We start from the raw sequence: 18,705 nt of genomic DNA, 5'->3' as shown, positions 1-18,705 counted from the left end.
CACGGCCTTTCCGCAACGAGGCCGCCCATGAAAGCCACCGACCGTCATCGCGCCATTCTCGAATTGGTCCGCGCTCGCGACACCAATGTCGAGCAGTTGAGCGCGGCTTTGGGGGTGTCGGAAGCGACCGTGCGCCGCGACCTGACCATGCTCGCCAAGCAGCGGCATCTGGTGCGCACCCACGGCGGTGCGACCGCGCTGATTGGTGTCCACGAGCCAGAGGCCTCGCTTGACGAGCGCAAGTCTGCGCAGCGCGACCAAAAGGACGCTATCGCCAAAGCCGCAGCGATGCACGTGCAGGATGGCGACACCGTGCTGCTCGACGGTGGCACCACCTGCGCGGCGTTGGCGCTGCACCTGTGTTCGCGGCAAAACGTGCACGTCGTCACCAATAATCTACTGGCCGTGATGACCCTCGCCAATGCGTCGGGCATTCGTTTGACGTTGATCGGGGGGGATCTGCGCGGTTCAAGCATGAGCACGCTTGGCCCACTCGCCGAGCTGACACTCAGCCGTCTGAGCGTCGACAAAGCATTCATGGGGGCGGATGGCGTGGTCGCGGAATTCGGTCTGTGCGAGGCTAGCGATCAGCAGGCTTATCTCAAGGAATGCATCATCAAACGCGCCGCGCAGGTCTTCGTCCTTGCTGACGCCGACAAACTTGGCCGCGCACGCCAGCAACACTGGACGCCTATCGAGCGGGAGTGGACGCTGATCACCGCGGCAGAGGCAGATGAATCATTGCTGGCGCCGTTTAGGGCCGTACAGCAGATTACCGTGGAAACCGCAGGCAATTGAGCGCGTGATACCTCTGTGGGGGTGGTGTTGCTTAAGGCTGTGTAGGTCTCTCGACCCTGATTTGTAGGACTTTTCCCTGTTGTCACCCCGTTGTCATTCAGCTGTCACCCCCGGCATGTCTAAATTCGGACCCTGACCCCTTAAATCCACGCCGGGAGCTCTGTCATGACTCTGGATCTATCCGAAACCGCCCGCTACATCCAAGCCGACATCCTCGACAGCTTCGACGAAGAGCTGGAGATGGAATACGACGACGCGCGCCTGGATGGCCTGCTGTCTGATCTGGGCGAGGAAGTGCCGAAAGGCATCGATCGACGCGTGTATTTCCGCGAGCTGTTGCGTCTGCAAGGCGAGTTGGTGAAGCTTCAGGATTGGGTCGTCAGCCAGAAGCTCAAAGTCGTCGTATTGTTCGAAGGCCGCGACGCGGCGGGCAAGGGTGGCGCTATCAAACGCATCACACAGCGCCTTAACCCACGGGTCTGCCGAGTGGCAGCGTTGACCGCCCCGAGCGAACGCGAGCGCACGCAGTGGTATTTCCAGCGCTACGTTTCGCACCTGCCAGCAGCGGGCGAAATGGTCCTGTTCGACCGCAGTTGGTACAACCGCGCAGGCGTCGAGCGTGTCATGGGGTTCTGCAACAACGACGAGTACGAGGAGTTTTTCCGCACCGTTCCCGAGTTCGAAAAAATGCTCGTGCGCTCGGGCATCATCCTCATCAAATACTGGTTCTCGATCACCGACGACGAGCAATATCGCCGCTTTCTGATGCGCATCCACGATCCGCTGAAACAGTGGAAACTGTCGCCGATGGACCTGGAATCCCGCCGTCGCTGGGAAGACTACACCCGCGCCAAGGAAGAAATGCTGACGCGCTCGCACACCGACGTCGCACCCTGGTGGATCGTGGAGGCAGATGACAAGAAGCGCGCGCGTCTGAACTGCATCCATCACTTGCTGGAGCAAATCCCGCGTGGCGAAGTGGAGTCGCCGCAGATCTCGCTGCCAGAGCGCGAATACAATGCCAACTACCTGCGTGCGCCAGTGCCGCGTGACATGGTAATCCCGTCGGTTTATTGATTGCCGTTGTAGCCCCATGACTTGCTGGTGGTAGCGATCTGGAAATCGCTGCCGCCGACACGTTTGACGGAAGCAGTGCGTGATGTGTCGCGGCTCAGATTTTCCACTTGTTCGCCGTCTTCGCCAGCCGTTGCTGCAGGCCCTCGATGTTCAGCGCGAGCTGTCGATTCATCAACTGATACCCCAGCACGTCCGCCGACACCGCAGGCGCCTCCGGTCCGACTGCCAACGACTCGCTTGGCCGTGCCAGACGCTCAGTTGCACCGCTTTGCAACGCCCTCGCCATGCCAATCAACATACGCCGAATCCGACGCTGCTCAGCGCTCATGCCCACGTTGCCAAGGTCAGTTGGCCTAAGGTTGGAAAGGATCTCCAGCGTGCTCAGGCACATCCGGAAATGCCCCTGAATGGCATCCAGCTCAACCAGCGAAATCTTCACTTCCTTCGACACCGACGGCATCAGCGAGCGTAACTGCAGCATCGTCGCGTTGAGCCGGGCCATCAGCTTCAAATGCTCGTCCGCCGCAATCGACTGGCCACTGCTGATACGCTCATACACCTTCGCGCAATCCCGCAAACCACTGGCCAGGTTGTACCGCCACGAATACACCGCATAGAGCGGCAACGCGAAAGAGAACGCCAGCGCCAAAACGATCCCGATCAGAATATCCACCGTCCGCCACAGCCCGTCTGTAATCGGGTTATCGCCATGCCCTGCGACGATAAACAGCGTGATTGCCGACAACAGCGCCGTGTACCCGCCTTTACCAATCGCGTGATACGCGAAAAAACCGCAGATCAGCGACATGATCACGTACGTCAGCAATGGCATGCCCAGGTAATTCTCCTGCGCCACCACCGCCAATCCCAACGCCGCACCAATCAACGTCCCGTACGCCCGCTCCACCGACTTCTTGCCGATATTGCCGTGATGCTGCAAACCGCCGATCACAATCAACATCGTCACCGACGCCCACTCGCCGTGAGGCAGATGGATGCCGGTGGTGAGCAGAATGGAGACCAATAAACCGACGACGATACGGCCCGCATGGATATAGCGCGCGTGGCGGTAACGACGGTAGGGGTCCAGAAGTGGACGGAGGAGGCGGCGGAGGAACAGGGGCAGGGAAGGTGCGTTCATGGGATTACAGACCTCACCGGGCGTGAATCTATCCTCACGTCAGGCCGGAAATTCGGGTGAGTAACGCTGCAATGTACGTGCTCGCCAAGCCTATGAGAATGATCCCGAGCGGACGCTCCCACCAGTTCTTGATCTCGCCAGGTGGCATCTGCAGCGACAGCACCGTGACGCTTGCGGGCTGGTTGATGACGGCAGTCGCCTGTTCTGGGGGGAGCATCGAACGTAACCAAAGCTCGTCCCTCGCCTTCTTCCGGATCGCAGCAATGTCATTAGAAAGCTGTATTCCCGCTCCGCGAATGTAAGCCCCTGTTGCAATGATGACCATGATTCCGACGAGCATCAGCGTGTCTAGGGTCAAGGGTTGATTGACGTCCAGACGCGGTGTCGCGTCCCACAAAACCTGCAGAAAACTTGTTGCTCTGTACACGATCAAGCTCAGATTCTGCAGTTCGTATCCCAGGCCGTTGAGAAATGAAGCCTTAAGCTGCTCCCCAAAATCGTAAATCGAGAGCACTGCTGCCATCAGCAGTTGAGTGAATCCGATCAGCATCACCGCCAGGCCCAGCCACTTCATGCGGCGCGACTTCTTCATTGCTTCCCAAACTGTCATTTCGTCATGTCCTTGCGTTCATAAAAACTCAGTGTTTTCGCATCCTGCGAGCGATCAGGTGGGATAGCTTCCTCGGCAATAAAAAAGCCGCGCAATGCGCGGCTTTCAAGATGGTGGGCCCACACGGACTCGAACCGTGGACCAAAGGATTATGAGTCCTCTGCTCTAACCAACTGAGCTATAGGCCCTCAGTCAGGCGGCGGATTATAACGATGGTTTCCATGCTGTGCTATCCGAAAAGTCTGAAACGGTTATACGAAGAAACGTCGCGCAGAATTCTTCCGGGCGCAGGGGCAGGCTGACGATGTAGCCCTGGATCTGTTCACAGCCTTCGTCGGCGAGGAATTGCTGTTGCTCAAGGCTTTCCACGCCTTCGGCGATGACGGTCAGTTGCATGCTGCGGCCCAGGGCGATGATGGCGCGGACGATGGCGGCGTCGTGCTGGTCGTCTGGCAGGCCGCGCACGAAGGACTGGTCGATCTTCAGGATGTCCAGCGGCAAACGTTTGAGGTAGCTCAGTGAGGAATAGCCGGTGCCGAAGTCGTCGATGGCCAGTTGCACGCCGAGTTTTTTCAGGCGGTGCAGCACGGAGAGTGCCTCTTCGGTCTGGGACATGATGAAGTTTTCGGTGATTTCCAGTTGCAGGCAGCCTGGCTGCAGTTCGTATTGTTGGAGCAGGTGTTCGATGCGGGTGACCAGATTGGGTTGGCGCAGTTGGGCGCCGGCCAGGTTCACGGAGAGGGGGCCGAAAACGTCATATGTCTGATTCCAGCGATACAGCTGTTGGCAGGCCTTCTCCAACACCCACTCGCCGATCTGCAGGATCATGCCGTTTTCCTCTGCCAGAGGAATGAACCGCTCAGGTGGGACTTCTCCGAAGGTCGGGTGGGTCCAGCGAATCAGAGCTTCGGCGCCGACCAGTCGTTGTGTCAGAAGGCTGATCTTGGGTTGGTAGGAAAGCGTGAACTCGTTGCGTTCGATGGCGCGTCGCAGTTCATGTTCCAGCGCGATGCGCTCGCTGGCCTGGGCGGTGAGGTCGCGGGTGTAGCTTTCGACGCGGTTACGACCTTTCGCTTTGGAGCGGTACATCGCGGCGTCGGCATTTTTGATGAGGGTGGCGACGTCGGCCCCATCTGACGGGAACAGCGCAGTGCCAATGCTGGTGCTGATGAAAAACTCGTGTTCACCCGCCTGGAAAGGGGCGGAGAAGCTATTGAGCAATTTGGTAGCGATGGCCTCCGCGTCGCTGTCGGTTTGCAGGCCGGGGAGCAGGATGATGAACTCGTCGCCGCCCAAACGTGCGACGGTGTCGATGTCACGCAGGTTTTCTTTCAGGCGCTGGGCAATCCCTTTGAGCAACAGGTCGCCGACCGGGTGCCCGAGGCTGTCGTTGATGTGTTTGAAGCGGTCGAGGTCGAGGAACAGCACGGCGCCCAGGCTGTTGGCCTCTTTGCTATGAGTCAGGGCCGCATGCAGGCGACTCTCGAACAGCGTCCGGTTCGGTAGCCCCGTCAGCGGGTCGTGATGGGCCTGATAATCCAGACGGGCCTGAGCCTGTTTGAGGCTGGAAATGTCCGCGAACACTGCGACGAAGTGGGTGATGAATTTGTCGCGATTACGCACGGCGCTGATGGTCAGCCAGCTCGGGTAAATCTCCCCGTTCTTTCGACGGTTACTGATTTCGCCTTGCCAGTGACCCTCTGCCGTCAGTTGATACCACATGGCGGCATAGAACGCGCTGTCGTGCAGTCCCGAGGCCAGCAAGCGGGGCGTCTCTCCGAGGGCTTCGGCTTCGCTGTAGCCGGTGATTTCACTAAAGGCACGGTTGACCGCATTGATCCGCTGTCGGGTGTCGGTGATGAGCACGCCTTCGGCTGTACTCTCGAAAACCGTCGCAGCCAATTGCAGCTTCTCTTGCATCTGGTGGCGGTCGGTGATGTCGCGGGCGATGGTCAGCATGCAGTCTTCACCGCCAATCGGCAGCGGCCGTGATGATATTTCGCACAGTCGAATCTGCCCGTCCCTACGGCGGATATGGCTGGTGAAGTCTTTGACGAAGCCATCGCGGGCAAGTTGCTCAAGCAGTTGCTGCCGCTCGTTGAGGTCGACCCAGATGCCGAGGTCGAGCGTCGTGCGGTCCAGTGACAGCGAACTGTGATAACCGGTAATACGGCTGAACCCGTCGTTGATTTCCACTAATAGCCCGTCGCTCTGCCGGGAAATCAACAAGCCGTCCGGCGACGAGTGGAAAGCTTTGGCGAACTTCTCTTCGGACAACTGCAATTGCTGCTGAGCTTCTTTCAGTGGCGTGATGTCACGCACGACCACCACTACCGCAGGCGTCGAATCCAGATCGAAGGGTTCAGCCGACAGTAAGCCGGTGAAGGTTCGGCCGTTGCTTCGACGGAACGGCATTTCAAGATTTCGAATACTGCCCTTTTGCAGGCGTTGAAGCAGGCTAGGTCCTATGTCCGGGATGCCCCAAATATTCAATTCGCTAGGCGTGCGGCCCACGATATCGCTGGCGCTTATGCCGATTTGCTCGACGAACGCCTGGTTCGCCTCCAGAAAGCAGCCGTCCGACAAGCGGGCAATCACCAGGATGTCCGGACATTGTGCGAACACTGACGCGAATTTCCCTTCGGACTGCCGCAGGGCTTCCTCGGTCTGCTTGGCTTCCGTGATGTCGATCATCAGGCCGCGCATCACGGGTTCGTGGCCATAAGTGATCAGCGTGACGATGTCACGTATCCACAACGTCCTGCCGTCGGCGCTGATAACGCGGTAATCAAGGCTGTGGTCGTTACCCAGCTTGGTTTGAACGTCGCAGTAGGCTTCAGCGGCGTCGAGGTCGGCGGGGTGGACGATGCTGCGCCAAAACCCCGGTCTCAGCCATTGATGCAGCGGGTAGCCGAGCAAGTTTTCTGCGTGCGGGGAAACGTAGTTGTAGGAGTAATCGTGGGTGTTGGCTTCCCAAGCAATCGCCGACAGGCTTTCGATCATGCCTCGGTAATGGTATTCGCTGCTGCGCAGTTCCTGCTCCAGCGCGACGCGACGGGAAATTTCCGAACTGAGGCGGCGATTGATTCGTACCACAATCAACAGGATCGTCGAGAGCAGAAGCAGTCCAGGCAGTCCGTAAAGCAGAAAGTCTCGCCAGAACTTCATGGGTTCGGGGGCGAGTGGAAGCGATGCCGAGCCGTCAGACGGTGAGCCTTCAGCACGGGCATCGGATGGATCGGCATAGGCCAGCGCTTGAGGCGAGCGGATGTCGAAACCTTGAAGGCCATTGCCGACAAGGCCGCTGCCGGGTGAGCGCTCGGTTTCCGGCGGCGCAGCATCCATACTCTGCATTGATCCCTCGTGCACGCTCTGCCAGGTCGTTTCCCTTTGAGGGAGAGCCTGTGCGTCGACGCTGGTCGACCCCATCAAGCACAAGAAAGCAATGGCCGGCATCCAAAACATGGCAGCCTCATTAGTTGCAGCGTTAGGAATGCTTCGAGTGTAGCCGTGCTGAGGGAAGGTGGCACACTGCCGATTTCTTATTCTCTGAAATGCAAAACCCCCAGCAGGGCTGGGGGTCTTGTTCTAGCGCGTTTCGCTTACTCGTCCAGGAACGAACGCAGGTGTTCGCTTCGGGTCGGGTGGCGCAGCTTGCGCAGCGCCTTGGCTTCGATCTGACGAATACGCTCACGGGTTACATCGAACTGCTTACCGACTTCCTCAAGGGTGTGGTCAGTATTCATGTCGATGCCGAAGCGCATACGCAGCACCTTGGCTTCACGGGCGGTGAGGCCCGACAGCACTTCACGCGTTGCCTCTTTCAAGCTTTCCACGGTCGCAACATCGATTGGCGACTGCATGGTCGAGTCTTCGATGAAGTCACCCAGATGGGAGTCTTCGTCGTCACCGATCGGCGTTTCCATGGAGATCGGCTCTTTTGCGATCTTCAATACCTTACGGATCTTGTCCTCAGGCATTTCCATGCGTTCGCCCAGCTCTTCCGGCGTCGGCTCGCGACCCATTTCCTGCAGCATCTGGCGGGAAATACGGTTGAGCTTGTTGATCGTCTCGATCATGTGCACCGGAATACGGATGGTGCGCGCCTGGTCGGCGATCGAGCGAGTGATCGCCTGACGGATCCACCAGGTGGCGTATGTCGAGAACTTGTAACCGCGACGGTATTCGAACTTGTCCACCGCTTTCATCAGGCCGATGTTGCCTTCCTGGATCAGATCGAGAAATTGCAGGCCGCGGTTGGTGTACTTCTTGGCGATCGAAATCACCAGACGCAAGTTCGCTTCAACCATCTCTTTCTTCGCGCGGCGGGCCTTGGCCTCACCGATCGACATGCGGCGGTTGATGTCCTTGATTTCCGCCACGTTCAGGCCGGTTTCTTCTTCCAGCGCCGTCAGCTTCTGCTGGCAACGCTGAATGTCAGCCTGCAAGCGGCCGATGGCTTCAGCGTATTTGCTTTTGCCTTTGGCCAGTGCATCGGTCCAGCTCTGATCGACTTCATTGCCCGGGAACTGGCGCAGGAAGTCAGCACGCGGCATGCGAGCGTCACGGACGCACAGTTGCATAATGGCGCGTTCCTGTGCACGCAGACGCTCCAGAGCGCTACGAACACGTTCAACCAGACCTTCAAACTGTTTAGGAACCAGTTTGATCGGCATGAACAGCTCGGCCAGCGCCAGCAGCTCTTCGTTAGCCTGCTTGCTGCCACGACCGTGCTTTTTCAGGGCCTTGAGGGTGATCGCCATCTGATCGGAGACCGCACCGAAGCGCTGAGCTGCCACGACCGGATCAGGACCGCTTTCGGCCTCTTCCTCGTCGTCGCCGTCGGCGGATTCTTCGTCATCATCGTCAGCGACGTCGGTCTTTTCGGTTTTCTGATCGATCGGTGGCGGCACCTCGGCAGGCGGCGCGATGCCGTCGTCCGGGTCGATATAACCGCTGAGAACGTCAGACAGGCGACCACCTTCGGTGGTGACGCGAGTGTATTCGGAGAGAATGTGCTCGACCGTGCCAGGGAAGTGCGCAATCGCGCCCATCACTTCACGGATGCCCTCTTCGATACGTTTGGCGATTTCGATTTCGCCTTCACGTGTCAGAAGCTCGACCGTACCCATTTCACGCATATACATGCGCACCGGGTCGGTTGTGCGACCGATGTCGGTTTCGACTGCTGCCAACGCGGCGGCTGCTTCTTCAGCGGCTGCCTCGTCGGTGTCAGCTTCGGCCAACAAAAGGGCGTCCGCATCCGGAGCACTCTCGAATACGTTGATCCCCATGTCGTTAATCATGCGGATGATGTCTTCCACCTGTTCCGGATCTGAAATATCCTCCGGCAGGTGGTCGTTGACCTCCGCGTAAGTCAGGTAACCCTGCTCACGACCGCGGCTGATCAACTCTTTGAGGCGAGACTGCTGTTGCGCTTTTCCGGACATAACACCCTATCCACTGAAGGTCTTGGCGGGCAAAAAACAAGCCGAGGATTATACCCGAGCTAGGACCTCACGCGCCAGTTGAGGTCGGGGTTTGTGCAGGAACTTTGCGATTTAACAGGTTGAGTAGCTGAACTTTTTCCTCAGCACTCAGACCGGTCTGCCGTTCCTTCCTGATCAATTGATCGAGACTTCGCTCGCGTTGGCGGGCGGACAAGCTAGTTATAGTGTCGAAAAACTGTTGTTCAAGGTTATCGGCCGAGATAAGCCATTCCTTTTCGGCCAGTTGTCGTAATAATCGTCCTTGATCGGTTCCGTGCCAGCGGGCGATCAATTGCAGCGACCGCAGCTTCGGATTCTTTTGCAGCGCTTCGAGCAATGCCACCAGCAACTGCGAATACACATTATCTTCCGCCGCAAAGTGGCTGGTATCTTCCACCTTCTGTGACAGGTCCGGATGATGAAGCAGGGTCCGGAGGGCTGTCAGGGTCGGTGGCTCCACCGTTGCCGGTGTGCGTGGGGCGCGAGGTTCAAAGTCAGGCCGCTTGCCGTTCTTGTCCCACTTCTTGCCTTTGTCCCACGGCTTTTTTTCCCATTTCTTCTGCTGGCCGCCTGATGAGTTCGGCGTCCATTCTTGCTGTGGTTCGTATGCGTCATGCGGCTGATAATCGCCGTAATCAGGCACTGAATCGTAATCAAACCCCGGGTCGTAAACCGGCGGTGCCTCGGCGGGAGCGCTTTGCACCAGCTGGTTGACGGCGGCGGTGTCCAGCCCGGTTATTTCCTTGAGGCGCCGACGCATCAGCTCCCGAAGGTTGGCGCCCGGTACCTTTTCGATCAGTGGAGCAGCCAGGGTGACCATATGCGCTTTGCCTTCCAGCGAGCGCGGGTCCGCTTCCTTGGTCAACTGCTCGAAAAAATAGTCGGCGAGCGGTTGTGCGTGCTGATTGATCCTTGCCTTGAAGGCATCGGTGCCTTCGGCGCGTACCAGCGTGTCCGGGTCTTCGCCTTCGGGCAAAAACAGAAACCGGGCGCGACGACCGTCCTGCAAGCTTGAAAGCGTGGCTTCCAGTGCGCGCCAGGCGGCATTTCGGCCTGCCTGGTCGCCGTCGAAACAGAACAGCACGTTGGGCACAACGCGGAAAAGCCGCTTCAAATGCTCTTCGCTGGTGGCGGTGCCCAGTGTCGCAACGGCGTTGCGCAAGCCCTGTTGAGCCAGCGCGATGACGTCCATGTAGCCTTCGACAACGATGATTTCGTCTAGGTTGCGATTGTGTTTGCGCGCCTCGAACAGACCGTATAGCTCTTGGCCCTTGTGAAACACCGGTGTCTCGGGCGAGTTCAAGTACTTTGGTTTATCGTCACCTAGCACGCGTCCGCCAAACGCGATGACTCGACCCCGGCTGTCACGAATGGGGAACATCACCCGGTCGCGAAAGCGGTCGTAACGCTTGCCGGTTTCGGCGTTCTCGATCAGCAGGCCAGCGTCGATCATGGCCTTTTGCTGAAGCGTGTCGCTGCTGAGGTGTTTGTACAGATTGTCCCAACCGGGTGGAGCGAACCCCAATCCGAAGTCGCGGGCAATCTCACCTGAAAGGCCACGGCCTTTCAGATAGTCCACTGCGGATTTGCGGGTCGGGTGGCCTTTCAGCGCGGCCCGGTAGAAGTCGGCAGCAGCGGTCAGCAGTGGGTACAGCGGCGAATCGGTGGGTTGTCTGGGCTTTTGGCCTCTGACGCCCTGTTCGCGGGGTACTTCCATGCCTGCGGCTTTGGCCAGTTCCTCGACGGCCTGGGGGAAATCCAGGTTGTCGTGGTCCATGATGAAGCCGAGGGCGTTTCCGCCTGCGCCGCAGCCAAAGCAGTAATAGAACTGTTTGTCGGGGCTGACGCTGAACGACGGTGTCTTTTCTTTATGGAAAGGACAGCAGGCGCTGAAATTCTTGCCGGTTTTCTTTAATTGAACGCGCGAGCTGACAACGTCGACGATGTCGGTGCGGTTAAGCAGGTCGTCAATAAAACCTTGAGGAATCAGTCCGGCCATGGCGTTCTCATCATCAGGCGCCCCGCCAGAAAGATCGTGGCGAATCCAAAGCGTAACGACGGTTGCTTGGTCAGTGTAGACGGGTCAACGCTGCCTGAAGATCAGGCTGGAAGAGTTCGACGGGGGATGTGTAGGTCACAGAATGACATCGACAGCCTTTGTCTGTGTTGCTTGAGGCTAAATCTGCAACTGCCGACAGCCCGGCTTTAGGGCCGGGCAAGGCAGAAGCTTGCGACAGACGTCTGTATTAATACAGACGAACGGCGCGGCGCTGTTCGCGCTGAACTTTCTTGGCGTGACGCTTAACAGCAGCAGCTGCCATACGCTTACGCTTCGAAGTTGGCTTCTCGTAAAATTCGCGGCTACGAACTTCGGCCAGAGTGCCGGCTTTCTCGCAGGAGCGCTTGAAACGACGCAGAGCTACGTCGAAGGGTTCATTCTCTTTAACTTTGACGGCTGGCATCCAGAGCTACCTTCATTCATTACCGGGGTCGGCGCCTCGTACAACACTTGTATGAGTACGCCGGTTTTAAGGGTTGCGGATGTTAACCCCTCGGCGCGAGGAATGCAAAGCCTCTGATCGAAAACCACTGGTCGCAGGCATGAGCGGCGACTATTATGCGCGCCTTCGAATTCAGCCCCCAAGGCGTGCCCCATGTTAGTACTGGGATTGGAAACTTCTTGCGACGAGACCGGCGTGGCGCTGTATGACAGCGAGCGCGGACTGCTCGCCGACGCATTATTCAGCCAGATCGACTTGCATCGGGTCTACGGCGGCGTGGTCCCCGAGCTGGCGTCCCGCGACCACGTAAAACGCATGCTGCCCTTGATTCGTCAGGTGTTGGCCGAGGCGGATTGCGCCGCGACCGAGATCGATGGCATCGCTTATACCGCAGGTCCAGGGCTGGTCGGTGCGCTGCTGGTGGGGGCGTCTTGCGCGCAAGCGCTGGCTTTCGCGTGGGACATTCCTGCATTGGGCGTGCACCACATGGAAGGCCATCTTCTGGCCCCTATGCTGGAGGCGCAACCGCCGGAGTTTCCGTTCGTCGCTTTGTTGGTTTCCGGTGGTCACACGCAACTGGTTCGGGTGGACGGCATCGGCCTTTATGAGTTGTTGGGCGAGACGCTGGATGACGCCGCGGGCGAAGCCTTCGACAAGACGGCCAAAATGATGGGCCTGAATTACCCCGGTGGTCCGGAGATTTCCCGTTTGGCGCTCCAGGGCGTGCCGGGACGTTTCACGTTCCCTCGCCCGATGACCGACCGCCCCGGCCTCACGTTCAGCTTTAGCGGTTTGAAAACCTCCGCCTTGAACACCTGGCAGCAATGCCAGAGCGCTGGGGACGACGGCGAGCAAACCCGTTGCGACATCGCACTGGCCTTCCAGGATGCGGTGGTGGAGACTTTGACCATCAAGTGCAAACGCGCCTTGAAGCAGACAGGCATGAAGCGTCTGGTGATTGCGGGTGGGGTCAGTGCAAACAAGGCGTTGCGTCAGTCTCTGGAGCAAATGCTCGGCGGGATCGGCGGCAACGTCTTTTACGCGCGTCCGGAATTTTGTACGGATAACGGGGCAATGATCGCGTTCGCCGGATGTCAGCGATTGCAGGCGGGCCAGAAAGAAGACCTGAGCATCACTGTGCAGGCGCGCTGGCCAATGGAACAGTTACCGGGGCTGTAAAGCCACGCTGCTTGGAAAGAAAAAGGCTCGAATGAGCCTTTTTTATCTTTTGCCGCTAGAAATGCCGTTCGCGTCCTGCATAGAGGTCGCGTAAATTGCCGCGATGACGCCAGACGATCAGCAAAGTCAGCAGGCTCATGGGCACCAGCGCATGGGGTTCCTGCCAGGCCAGCAGCGGAAGGGTCAGCGGGGTGGCGATCAGCGAGGCGAGCGAACTGGTGCGGGTGAGATAAAACGTCAACAGCCATGCAGCGATTGCCAGCAGCGCGGCGGGTGGATATAGACCCAGTAGCATCCCCGCCGCCGTAGCGACGCCTTTGCCGCCCTTGAAGCGAAAGTACAAAGGAAACAGATGGCCGAGTACGGCGTAAAGCCCGATCCAGGCCTGTTGACGAGGGTCGAGTCCCGCCCAGGTAGCGATCAGCACTGGAATCATCCCTTTGCAGACGTCGCCGATCAGGGTCAGGATAGCGAGCTTCTTGCCCGCCAGACGCAGCATGTTGGTGGCGCCTGCGTTGCCCGAGCCGCTGGCGCGCGGGTCCGGACTGCCGGTCAGACGGCTGAGCAGGATGGCGAAGGACAGCGAGCCGAGCAGGTAGGCGAGAAGTGCCAGTAACCAAAACATGCTAACCATTCCGGGCGGGGAAGCCCTGATTCTAACGGCGCATTGCGCCCTTGTCGTGCAGCGGAGAGAAAGGCTTGGACAGAGTTTTCATTGAGGGTCTGGAGGTCGATACGGTGATCGGTGCCTACGACTGGGAACGCGGCATTCGTCAGTGCCTGCGTCTGGACCTGAGTTTTGCCTGGGACAATCGACCTGCCGCCGCGGGCGATGACTTGAGCAAGGCACTCGACTACGCCAGCGTCTCTGCGCGCATTCAGGCTTTTGCTGAGGTTTCGCAGTTTCAATTGGTCGAAACCTTCGCCGAGCGTCTAGCGGAAGTGCTGATGAATGAATTCAACATTCCCTGGCTGCACCTGAAACTCACCAAACCCGGCGCCGTGCCAGCGGCCAAGGGCGTGGGCGTGGAGATCGAGCGCGGATGCCGCTGACACGGATTTTTCTCGGCCTGGGGAGCAACGTCGACCGGCACCGTCATCTGTGTTCCGGGCTTGATGCGCTGGCCGGTTTTCTCACCGATATGTCCTGCTCGCCGGTGTTCGAAAGCCACCCTGTGGGAATCAAGAGCGGGCCATTCATCAATCTGGTGGTGTCGGCACTGACAGACCTACCGTTGACCGAACTGGACCGTCGTCTGAAATTCATCGAAGCCGACAACGGTCGTTATGCCCCTGACCGTAAAGGGCTGCCGCTGGACATCGACGTGCTGTTGTATGGCGAGCAGGTCGGTAATTTCGATGGGCTGGTGCTGCCCCGTGCTGAAATTCTGAAGAATGCATTTGTGCTGTGGCCGTTGTCGCTAATTGCGCCGGAAAGACTTCATCCCGAAGTGGGATTGACGTTTGCCAAACTGTGGGAAGAATCGCAGATTGAGCAGCAGCTTTGGCCGGTTGCGTTTGAGTGGCAGGGTCGGCCGCTCACCCCGGATACGATGCTGCCCACGGTTCAATAAACACAAACGACCTCCTGTAGGAGCGAATTCATTCGCGTGAGGCCCGTACAGCCGAAACCGCATCTGGCGGATGTACCACCGCATCGCGAATGAATAGCTCCCAAAGGGCGATCAGACGTCTGCAAATTCAGCTCTGACTCTGATACGACGCCTTGTAAAGCGTCAGCGTGTCCAGCCGTTCCCGCTTCAGCGCTTCGCCCAACTCCTGCCCTTGATAACCCTGATCCAGCAGCGGCTGGACCGCCACTTGCCTCGCGGCTTCCGCTGCGCCGCGCAGGTATTCAGCCTGTGGATAACTGCGATCCTCGAAACCCTTGCGACCCCGGGCGTCCATCTCACAGGCGACAATGAACTCCTCGAACCGCTGCGGGCGGCGATAGACGTCGAAGTTCTGCAGCAACTCCAGCAGCGTCGAAGGCTTGAGCTCCAACGCTCGGTGGCCATGGGTGTGGTATTGGCCCACCAGCAGCGCCAGTTCCTGGCAATCTCTCGGCACTTTGAAGCGCTGACTCACTGCTTTGATCGCTTTGAGGCCTTTCTGCTCATGGGCGATATGGCGCGGCCAATCTGCTTCGGGCGTTAATCCTTTGCCCAAATCGTGCAGCAGGCACGCCCAACGCACGCTCAACGGCTGCTTGTGCACCGCTGATTGGTGCAGCACGCTCAGGACATGCAGCCCGGTGTCGATTTCCGGATGGTGCACCTCTGGCTGGGGGATGCCGAACAGCGTATCGATTTCCGGCATCAACACCTTCAGTGCACCGCAGTCCTTCAGAACCTGGATGAACACCTGTGGCTCCCGCTCCATCAGTGCGCGGGAAATTTCCTTCCAGCTGCGCTCCGGCGTGAGGGCTTCCAATTCGCCCGACGCGCTGAGTTGGCGCATCAGCATTAAGGTTTCAGGGGCAATGGTGAAACCGTCCGGTGCGTAGCGGGCCGCAAATCGCGCCACGCGCAAGACCCGTAAAGGGTCTTCCGCAAATGCCGGGGAAACATGGCGCAACACCCGATCCTGCAAATCGCGCTGACCGTGATAGGGGTCGGTCAGGTGGCCGTCCTTGTCTTCGGCGATGGCATTGATCGTCAGGTCGCGGCGGATGAGGTCTTCTTCCAGAGTGACGTCGGGATCGGCGTGAAACACGAACCCGCCATACCCACGGCCCGTCTTGCGCTCGGTTCGAGCCAGCGCGTATTCCTCGCCGGTGAGGGGGTGCAGAAATACTGGAAAGTCTGTGCCGACCGGGCGGTAGCCCTTGATCAGCATCTCATCGGTGGTCGCGCCGACGACAACCCAGTCGGTGTCCGCGACCGGTTTGCCAAGCAGGCGATCACGCACAGCGCCGCCAACTTTATAGATCTGCATATAAAAGCCTCCGTAAGCGCGACAGGATAAACCTTACGTCGCGCTTGCGGAGGGCCATTTTTCAGATACGGCTTATCCCCTAAAGGTGAACGACCGCCAAGTCGAGCCGGGGATATTCACTGTCAGCGTGTTCGCTTCTCGGTGGGACGTGGTGGGTTTTCATGATCTGGTCGCCCTGAAGCGTTTCGAGGTGAATGTCGAACCCCCACAGGCGATGCAGGTGTTTAAGCACTTCATCCGTCGAGTCGCCCAGCGGTTTGCGATCATGTTGTTGGTGACGCAGGGTCAGCGAGCGATCGCCTCTGCGATCGATGCTGTAGATCTGCACGTTCGGCTCACGGTTGCCGAGGTTGTACTGGGCTGCGAGGGTTTCTCTGATCGTTCTGTAGCCTGTTTCATCATGAATGGCAGGAACCAGCAGGTCGTCTTTTTGATCGTCATCCAGAATGCTGAACAGCTTGAGGTCGCGAATGACCTTCGGTGACAGGTATTGCAGGATAAAGCTCTCGTCCTTGAAGCTGCTCATCGCAAATTTCACGGCGGTCAGCCAATCCGTCCCTGCCAGCTCGGGAAACCAGTGGTGGTCTTCTTCGGTCGGGTGCTCGCACATCCGTCGAATGTCTTGATACATGGCAAACCCCAAGGTGTAGGGATTGATGCCGCTGTAATAGGGGCTGTCAAAGCCCGGTTGGAACACGACGCTGGTGTGGGACTGCAAGAATTCGAGCATGAATCCGTCAGTGACCAGGCCTTCGTCGTACAGATCATTCATCAGGGTGTAATGCCAAAAGGTCGCCCAGCCTTCGTTCATCACCTGAGTCTGGCGCTGTGGATAGAAATACTGGGCGATTTTGCGAACGATGCGCACGATTTCCCGCTGCCACGGCTCCAGCAGGGGCGCGTGTTTCTCAATGAAGTAGAGGATGTTTTCCTGCGGCTCGGCTGGGAAGCGCGCATTGTCTTCCTTGTCGTTCTTGCTGGCATTTTTCGGAATCGTGCGCCAAAGATCGTTGATCTGCTTCTGCAAATGCTCTTCGCGGTCTTTCATGCGGCGACGTTCTTCCTCCGCCGAAATCGGGTACGGCCGCTTATAGCGGTCAACGCCGTAATTCATCAAGGCATGGCAGGAGTCGAGCAGGTCTTCGACCGCGTCGATGCCGTGGCGCTCTTCGCATTGCATGATGTACTGCTTGGCGAACACCAGGTAATCGATGATCGAACTGGCGTCTGTCCAGGTGCGGAACAGGTAGTTGCCCTTGAAGAAACTGTTGTGGCCGTAGCAGGCATGAGCCACGACCAAAGCCTGCATACAGATGGTGTTTTCTTCCATCAGGTACGCGATGCACGGGTCGGAGTTGATGACGATCTCGTACGCCAGACCCATCTGGCCACGGGAGTAGGATTTTTCCGTACTGAGGAAGTGCTTGCCGTAGGACCAATGGTGATAGCCCAGCGGCATGCCGACCGACGCATAGGCGTCCATCATCTGCTCAGCGGTGATCACCTCAATCTGATTGGGGTAAGTGTCCAGGGCATAACGCTCGGCGATGCGACTGATTTCCCGGTCGTAGGCCTGGATCAGTTCGAACGTCCACTCTGAACCCGTGGAAAGGGGTTGGCGCTTCTGCTCTCTAGCGGTCATGTCACTAACCTGCGCTGGAAGAGTTCACGGAATACCGGATAGATATCACCGGCAGAGACCAGCTGCTGCTGGGCGAACGTGTCGGCGAAGGCTTCGCCGATGCGCTCGTATTCGAACCACAGTGCCTGATGCTCGCGAGGGGTAATTTCGACGTAAGTGTAGTACTGCACGAACGGCATGATCTGCTTGATCAGAATGTCGCGGCAGATGGGTGAGTCGTCATTCCAGTTGTCGCCGTCGGAGGCCTGGGCAGCGTAGATGTTCCACTCGTTGGTGGGGTAGCGCTCGGCCATGATCTCCTGCATCAGTTTCAATGCGCTGGACACGATGGTGCCGCCGGTTTCCCGTGAATAGAAAAACTCTTCCTCGTCGACTTCGCGCGCGCTGGTGTGGTGGCGGATGAACACGACTTCGATCTTGTCGTAGTTCCGCTTCAGGAAAAGATACAAGAGGATGAAAAACCGCTTGGCGATGTCTTTGGTCGCCTGCGTCATCGAGCCGGACACGTCCATCAGGCAGAACATTACCGCCTTGGAGCTGGGGTTAGGCTGTTTCACTAGCAGGTTGTATTTGAGGTCGAAGGTGTCCAGATAGGGCACGCGTTTGATCCGCGCCTGTAAGCGTGCTGCTTCTATTTCCAGCTCTTGAATGTCGCCGAAATTGTCGGGTTCTTCGCGTTTCAAACGCTCAAGTTCAGCGAGCACTTCACGGAGTTTGGCGCGGCTGCTGCCAGACAACGCAATGCGTCGTGCGTGGGCTGAACGCAGCGTGCGAATGATGTTGATGCGTGACGGGTTGCCTTCGTTGCTAATGCCCGCACGTACGGTCTTGAAGGTATCGGTACCGCTCAGGTTGCGTTTGACGAGGTTGGGGAGTTCGAGGTCTTCGAACATGAACTCAAGGAATTCTTCTTGAGTGATCTGGAACACGAACTCGTCCATGCCTTCGCCGGAATTGCTCGCCTTGCCAGGCCCTTTGCCCCCACCACCGCCCTGAGGACGGGCGATGTGTTCACCGGTGGTGAACTCTTTGTTGCCGGGATGCACGACGGTCTGTTTGCCGCCGCGACCATGATGCAGCACCGGCTCGTCGATATCGCGACCGGGAATGCTGATCTGTTCGCCATGTTCCATGTCAGTGATGGAACGGCGGCTGACCGCTTCTTCCACCGCTTTTTTAATGTGGTCACGGTAGCGACGCAGGAAGCGCTGCCGATTCACCGTGCTCTTGTTCTTGCCATTGAGACGTCGGTCGATCACATAACTCATACGAGGGCCCCTTCGGGGAGCTGCAAGCCATAAGCTGCGAGCTGCAAGTTTTGACCGCAAATA

Annotated in this window: 14 protein-coding genes, 1 tRNA gene and 1 pseudogene; 5 read left to right on the top strand and 11 right to left on the bottom strand. The window is 58.3% G+C overall.

Annotated elements, in window-relative coordinates; genetic code table 11:
* Window positions 1-27 precede the first annotated feature (27 nt).
* Together ACIQAL_RS24720 and ppk2 are read left to right on the top strand one after the other, a co-directional pair.
* On the top strand, window positions 28-798 hold the full coding sequence (locus tag ACIQAL_RS24720; protein WP_341961525.1) for a DeoR/GlpR family DNA-binding transcription regulator: 771 nt from the start codon (window positions 28-30) through the stop codon (window positions 796-798).
* A gap of 165 nt (window positions 799-963) precedes the next feature.
* Window positions 964-1,875 (top strand): polyphosphate kinase 2, encoded by a 912-nt coding sequence (gene ppk2 / locus ACIQAL_RS24715; protein ID WP_401150182.1) that lies wholly within the window; start codon window positions 964-966, stop codon window positions 1,873-1,875.
* Between the two features lie 94 nt (window positions 1,876-1,969).
* On the opposite strand, the gene ACIQAL_RS24710 is transcribed toward ppk2, so the two are convergent.
* From ACIQAL_RS24710 to rpsU, 7 genes and pseudogenes are all read right to left on the bottom strand, one after another.
* A complete protein-coding gene (locus ACIQAL_RS24710) occupies window positions 1,970-3,016 on the bottom strand; it encodes an FUSC family protein (protein WP_401150180.1) in 1,047 nt (348 codons plus the stop codon).
* 34 nt (window positions 3,017-3,050) lie between these two features.
* Complete coding sequence (locus ACIQAL_RS24705; RefSeq protein ID WP_401150178.1) at window positions 3,051-3,626, bottom strand: YniB family protein; 576 nt, start codon at window positions 3,624-3,626, stop codon at window positions 3,051-3,053.
* 111 nt (window positions 3,627-3,737) lie between these two features.
* Window positions 3,738-3,814 (bottom strand) — tRNA-Ile (locus tag ACIQAL_RS24700).
* A 16-nt stretch (window positions 3,815-3,830) separates the two neighbouring features.
* Window positions 3,831-6,788, bottom strand: a pseudogene (locus ACIQAL_RS24695) (EAL domain-containing protein); the annotation flags it as partial.
* 440 nt (window positions 6,789-7,228) lie between these two features.
* The gene (rpoD, locus tag ACIQAL_RS24690) at window positions 7,229-9,076 is read right to left on the bottom strand and encodes an RNA polymerase sigma factor RpoD (RefSeq protein WP_341961529.1); all 1,848 of its coding nucleotides are present in this window, start codon (window positions 9,074-9,076) and stop codon (window positions 7,229-7,231) included.
* Between the two features lie 67 nt (window positions 9,077-9,143).
* Window positions 9,144-11,114: a DNA primase gene (gene dnaG / locus ACIQAL_RS24685; RefSeq protein WP_401150176.1), complete on the bottom strand. Its 1,971-nt coding sequence runs from the start codon at window positions 11,112-11,114 to the stop codon at window positions 9,144-9,146.
* 247 nt (window positions 11,115-11,361) lie between these two features.
* Window positions 11,362-11,577 carry a 30S ribosomal protein S21 gene (gene rpsU, locus ACIQAL_RS24680; RefSeq protein ID WP_110951580.1) on the bottom strand — a complete coding sequence of 72 codons (216 nt, stop codon included), beginning with the start codon at window positions 11,575-11,577 and terminating at the stop codon, window positions 11,362-11,364.
* 192 nt (window positions 11,578-11,769) lie between these two features.
* Here rpsU and tsaD point away from each other — a divergent pair, with 192 nt between their 5' ends.
* Window positions 11,770-12,795 (top strand): tRNA (adenosine(37)-N6)-threonylcarbamoyltransferase complex transferase subunit TsaD, encoded by a 1,026-nt coding sequence (gene tsaD / locus ACIQAL_RS24675; RefSeq protein ID WP_401150174.1) that lies wholly within the window; start codon window positions 11,770-11,772, stop codon window positions 12,793-12,795.
* 55 nt (window positions 12,796-12,850) lie between these two features.
* Here tsaD and plsY read toward each other — a convergent pair whose 3' ends face one another.
* Window positions 12,851-13,420, bottom strand: coding sequence for a glycerol-3-phosphate 1-O-acyltransferase PlsY (gene plsY, locus ACIQAL_RS24670; RefSeq protein WP_401150173.1), 570 nt, complete (start codon window positions 13,418-13,420; stop codon window positions 12,851-12,853).
* Between the two features lie 74 nt (window positions 13,421-13,494).
* Between plsY and folB the strand changes: the two genes are divergently transcribed.
* Window positions 13,495-13,848 carry a dihydroneopterin aldolase gene (folB, locus tag ACIQAL_RS24665; RefSeq protein ID WP_401150171.1) on the top strand — a complete coding sequence of 118 codons (354 nt, stop codon included), beginning with the start codon at window positions 13,495-13,497 and terminating at the stop codon, window positions 13,846-13,848.
* The gene (gene folK, locus ACIQAL_RS24660; RefSeq protein WP_401150170.1) at window positions 13,839-14,369 is read left to right on the top strand and encodes a 2-amino-4-hydroxy-6-hydroxymethyldihydropteridine diphosphokinase; all 531 of its coding nucleotides are present in this window, start codon (window positions 13,839-13,841) and stop codon (window positions 14,367-14,369) included. The genes folB and folK overlap by 10 nt, the downstream gene beginning before the upstream one ends.
* Before the next feature lie 127 nt (window positions 14,370-14,496).
* On the opposite strand, the gene ACIQAL_RS24655 is transcribed toward folK, so the two are convergent.
* The 3 genes from ACIQAL_RS24655 to ACIQAL_RS24645 form a co-directional block, all read right to left on the bottom strand.
* A complete protein-coding gene (locus ACIQAL_RS24655) occupies window positions 14,497-15,732 on the bottom strand; it encodes a multifunctional CCA addition/repair protein (protein WP_401150168.1) in 1,236 nt (411 codons plus the stop codon).
* A gap of 79 nt (window positions 15,733-15,811) precedes the next feature.
* Entirely contained in the window at window positions 15,812-17,374 is a 1,563-nt protein-coding gene (locus ACIQAL_RS24650) for a SpoVR family protein (RefSeq protein WP_166595604.1), read from the bottom strand.
* Entirely contained in the window at window positions 17,371-18,642 is a 1,272-nt protein-coding gene (locus tag ACIQAL_RS24645) for a YeaH/YhbH family protein (RefSeq protein WP_166595603.1), read from the bottom strand. Before ACIQAL_RS24645 ends, ACIQAL_RS24650 begins: the two co-directional genes overlap by 4 nt.
* Window positions 18,643-18,705 lie beyond the last annotated feature (63 nt).

This window comes from Pseudomonas sp. NPDC088368, assembly GCF_044753445.1.
In the GTDB taxonomy this organism is placed as follows: domain Bacteria; phylum Pseudomonadota; class Gammaproteobacteria; order Pseudomonadales; family Pseudomonadaceae; genus Aquipseudomonas; species Aquipseudomonas bambusae.
This window is presented reverse-complemented; position numbering and strand designations above follow the sequence as displayed.

What these genes read in the sequence shown, in the direction of transcription:
- ACIQAL_RS24720 (WP_341961525.1), top strand. Translation starts at nt 28, where the DNA reads ATGAAAGCCACCGACCGTCATCGCGCCATTCTCGAATTGGTCCGCGCT.
- ppk2 (WP_401150182.1), top strand. Translation starts at nt 964, where the DNA reads ATGACTCTGGATCTATCCGAAACCGCCCGCTACATCCAAGCCGACATC.
- ACIQAL_RS24710 (WP_401150180.1), bottom strand. Translation starts at nt 3,016, where the DNA reads ATGAACGCACCTTCCCTGCCCCTGTTCCTCCGCCGCCTCCTCCGTCCA.
- ACIQAL_RS24705 (WP_401150178.1), bottom strand. Translation starts at nt 3,626, where the DNA reads ATGACAGTTTGGGAAGCAATGAAGAAGTCGCGCCGCATGAAGTGGCTG.
- rpoD (WP_341961529.1), bottom strand. Translation starts at nt 9,076, where the DNA reads ATGTCCGGAAAAGCGCAACAGCAGTCTCGCCTCAAAGAGTTGATCAGC.
- dnaG (WP_401150176.1), bottom strand. Translation starts at nt 11,114, where the DNA reads ATGGCCGGACTGATTCCTCAAGGTTTTATTGACGACCTGCTTAACCGC.
- rpsU (WP_110951580.1), bottom strand. Translation starts at nt 11,577, where the DNA reads ATGCCAGCCGTCAAAGTTAAAGAGAATGAACCCTTCGACGTAGCTCTG.
- tsaD (WP_401150174.1), top strand. Translation starts at nt 11,770, where the DNA reads ATGTTAGTACTGGGATTGGAAACTTCTTGCGACGAGACCGGCGTGGCG.
- plsY (WP_401150173.1), bottom strand. Translation starts at nt 13,420, where the DNA reads ATGTTTTGGTTACTGGCACTTCTCGCCTACCTGCTCGGCTCGCTGTCC.
- folK (WP_401150170.1), top strand. Translation starts at nt 13,839, where the DNA reads ATGCCGCTGACACGGATTTTTCTCGGCCTGGGGAGCAACGTCGACCGG.
- ACIQAL_RS24655 (WP_401150168.1), bottom strand. Translation starts at nt 15,732, where the DNA reads ATGCAGATCTATAAAGTTGGCGGCGCTGTGCGTGATCGCCTGCTTGGC.
- ACIQAL_RS24650 (WP_166595604.1), bottom strand. Translation starts at nt 17,374, where the DNA reads ATGACCGCTAGAGAGCAGAAGCGCCAACCCCTTTCCACGGGTTCAGAG.
- ACIQAL_RS24645 (WP_166595603.1), bottom strand. Translation starts at nt 18,642, where the DNA reads ATGAGTTATGTGATCGACCGACGTCTCAATGGCAAGAACAAGAGCACG.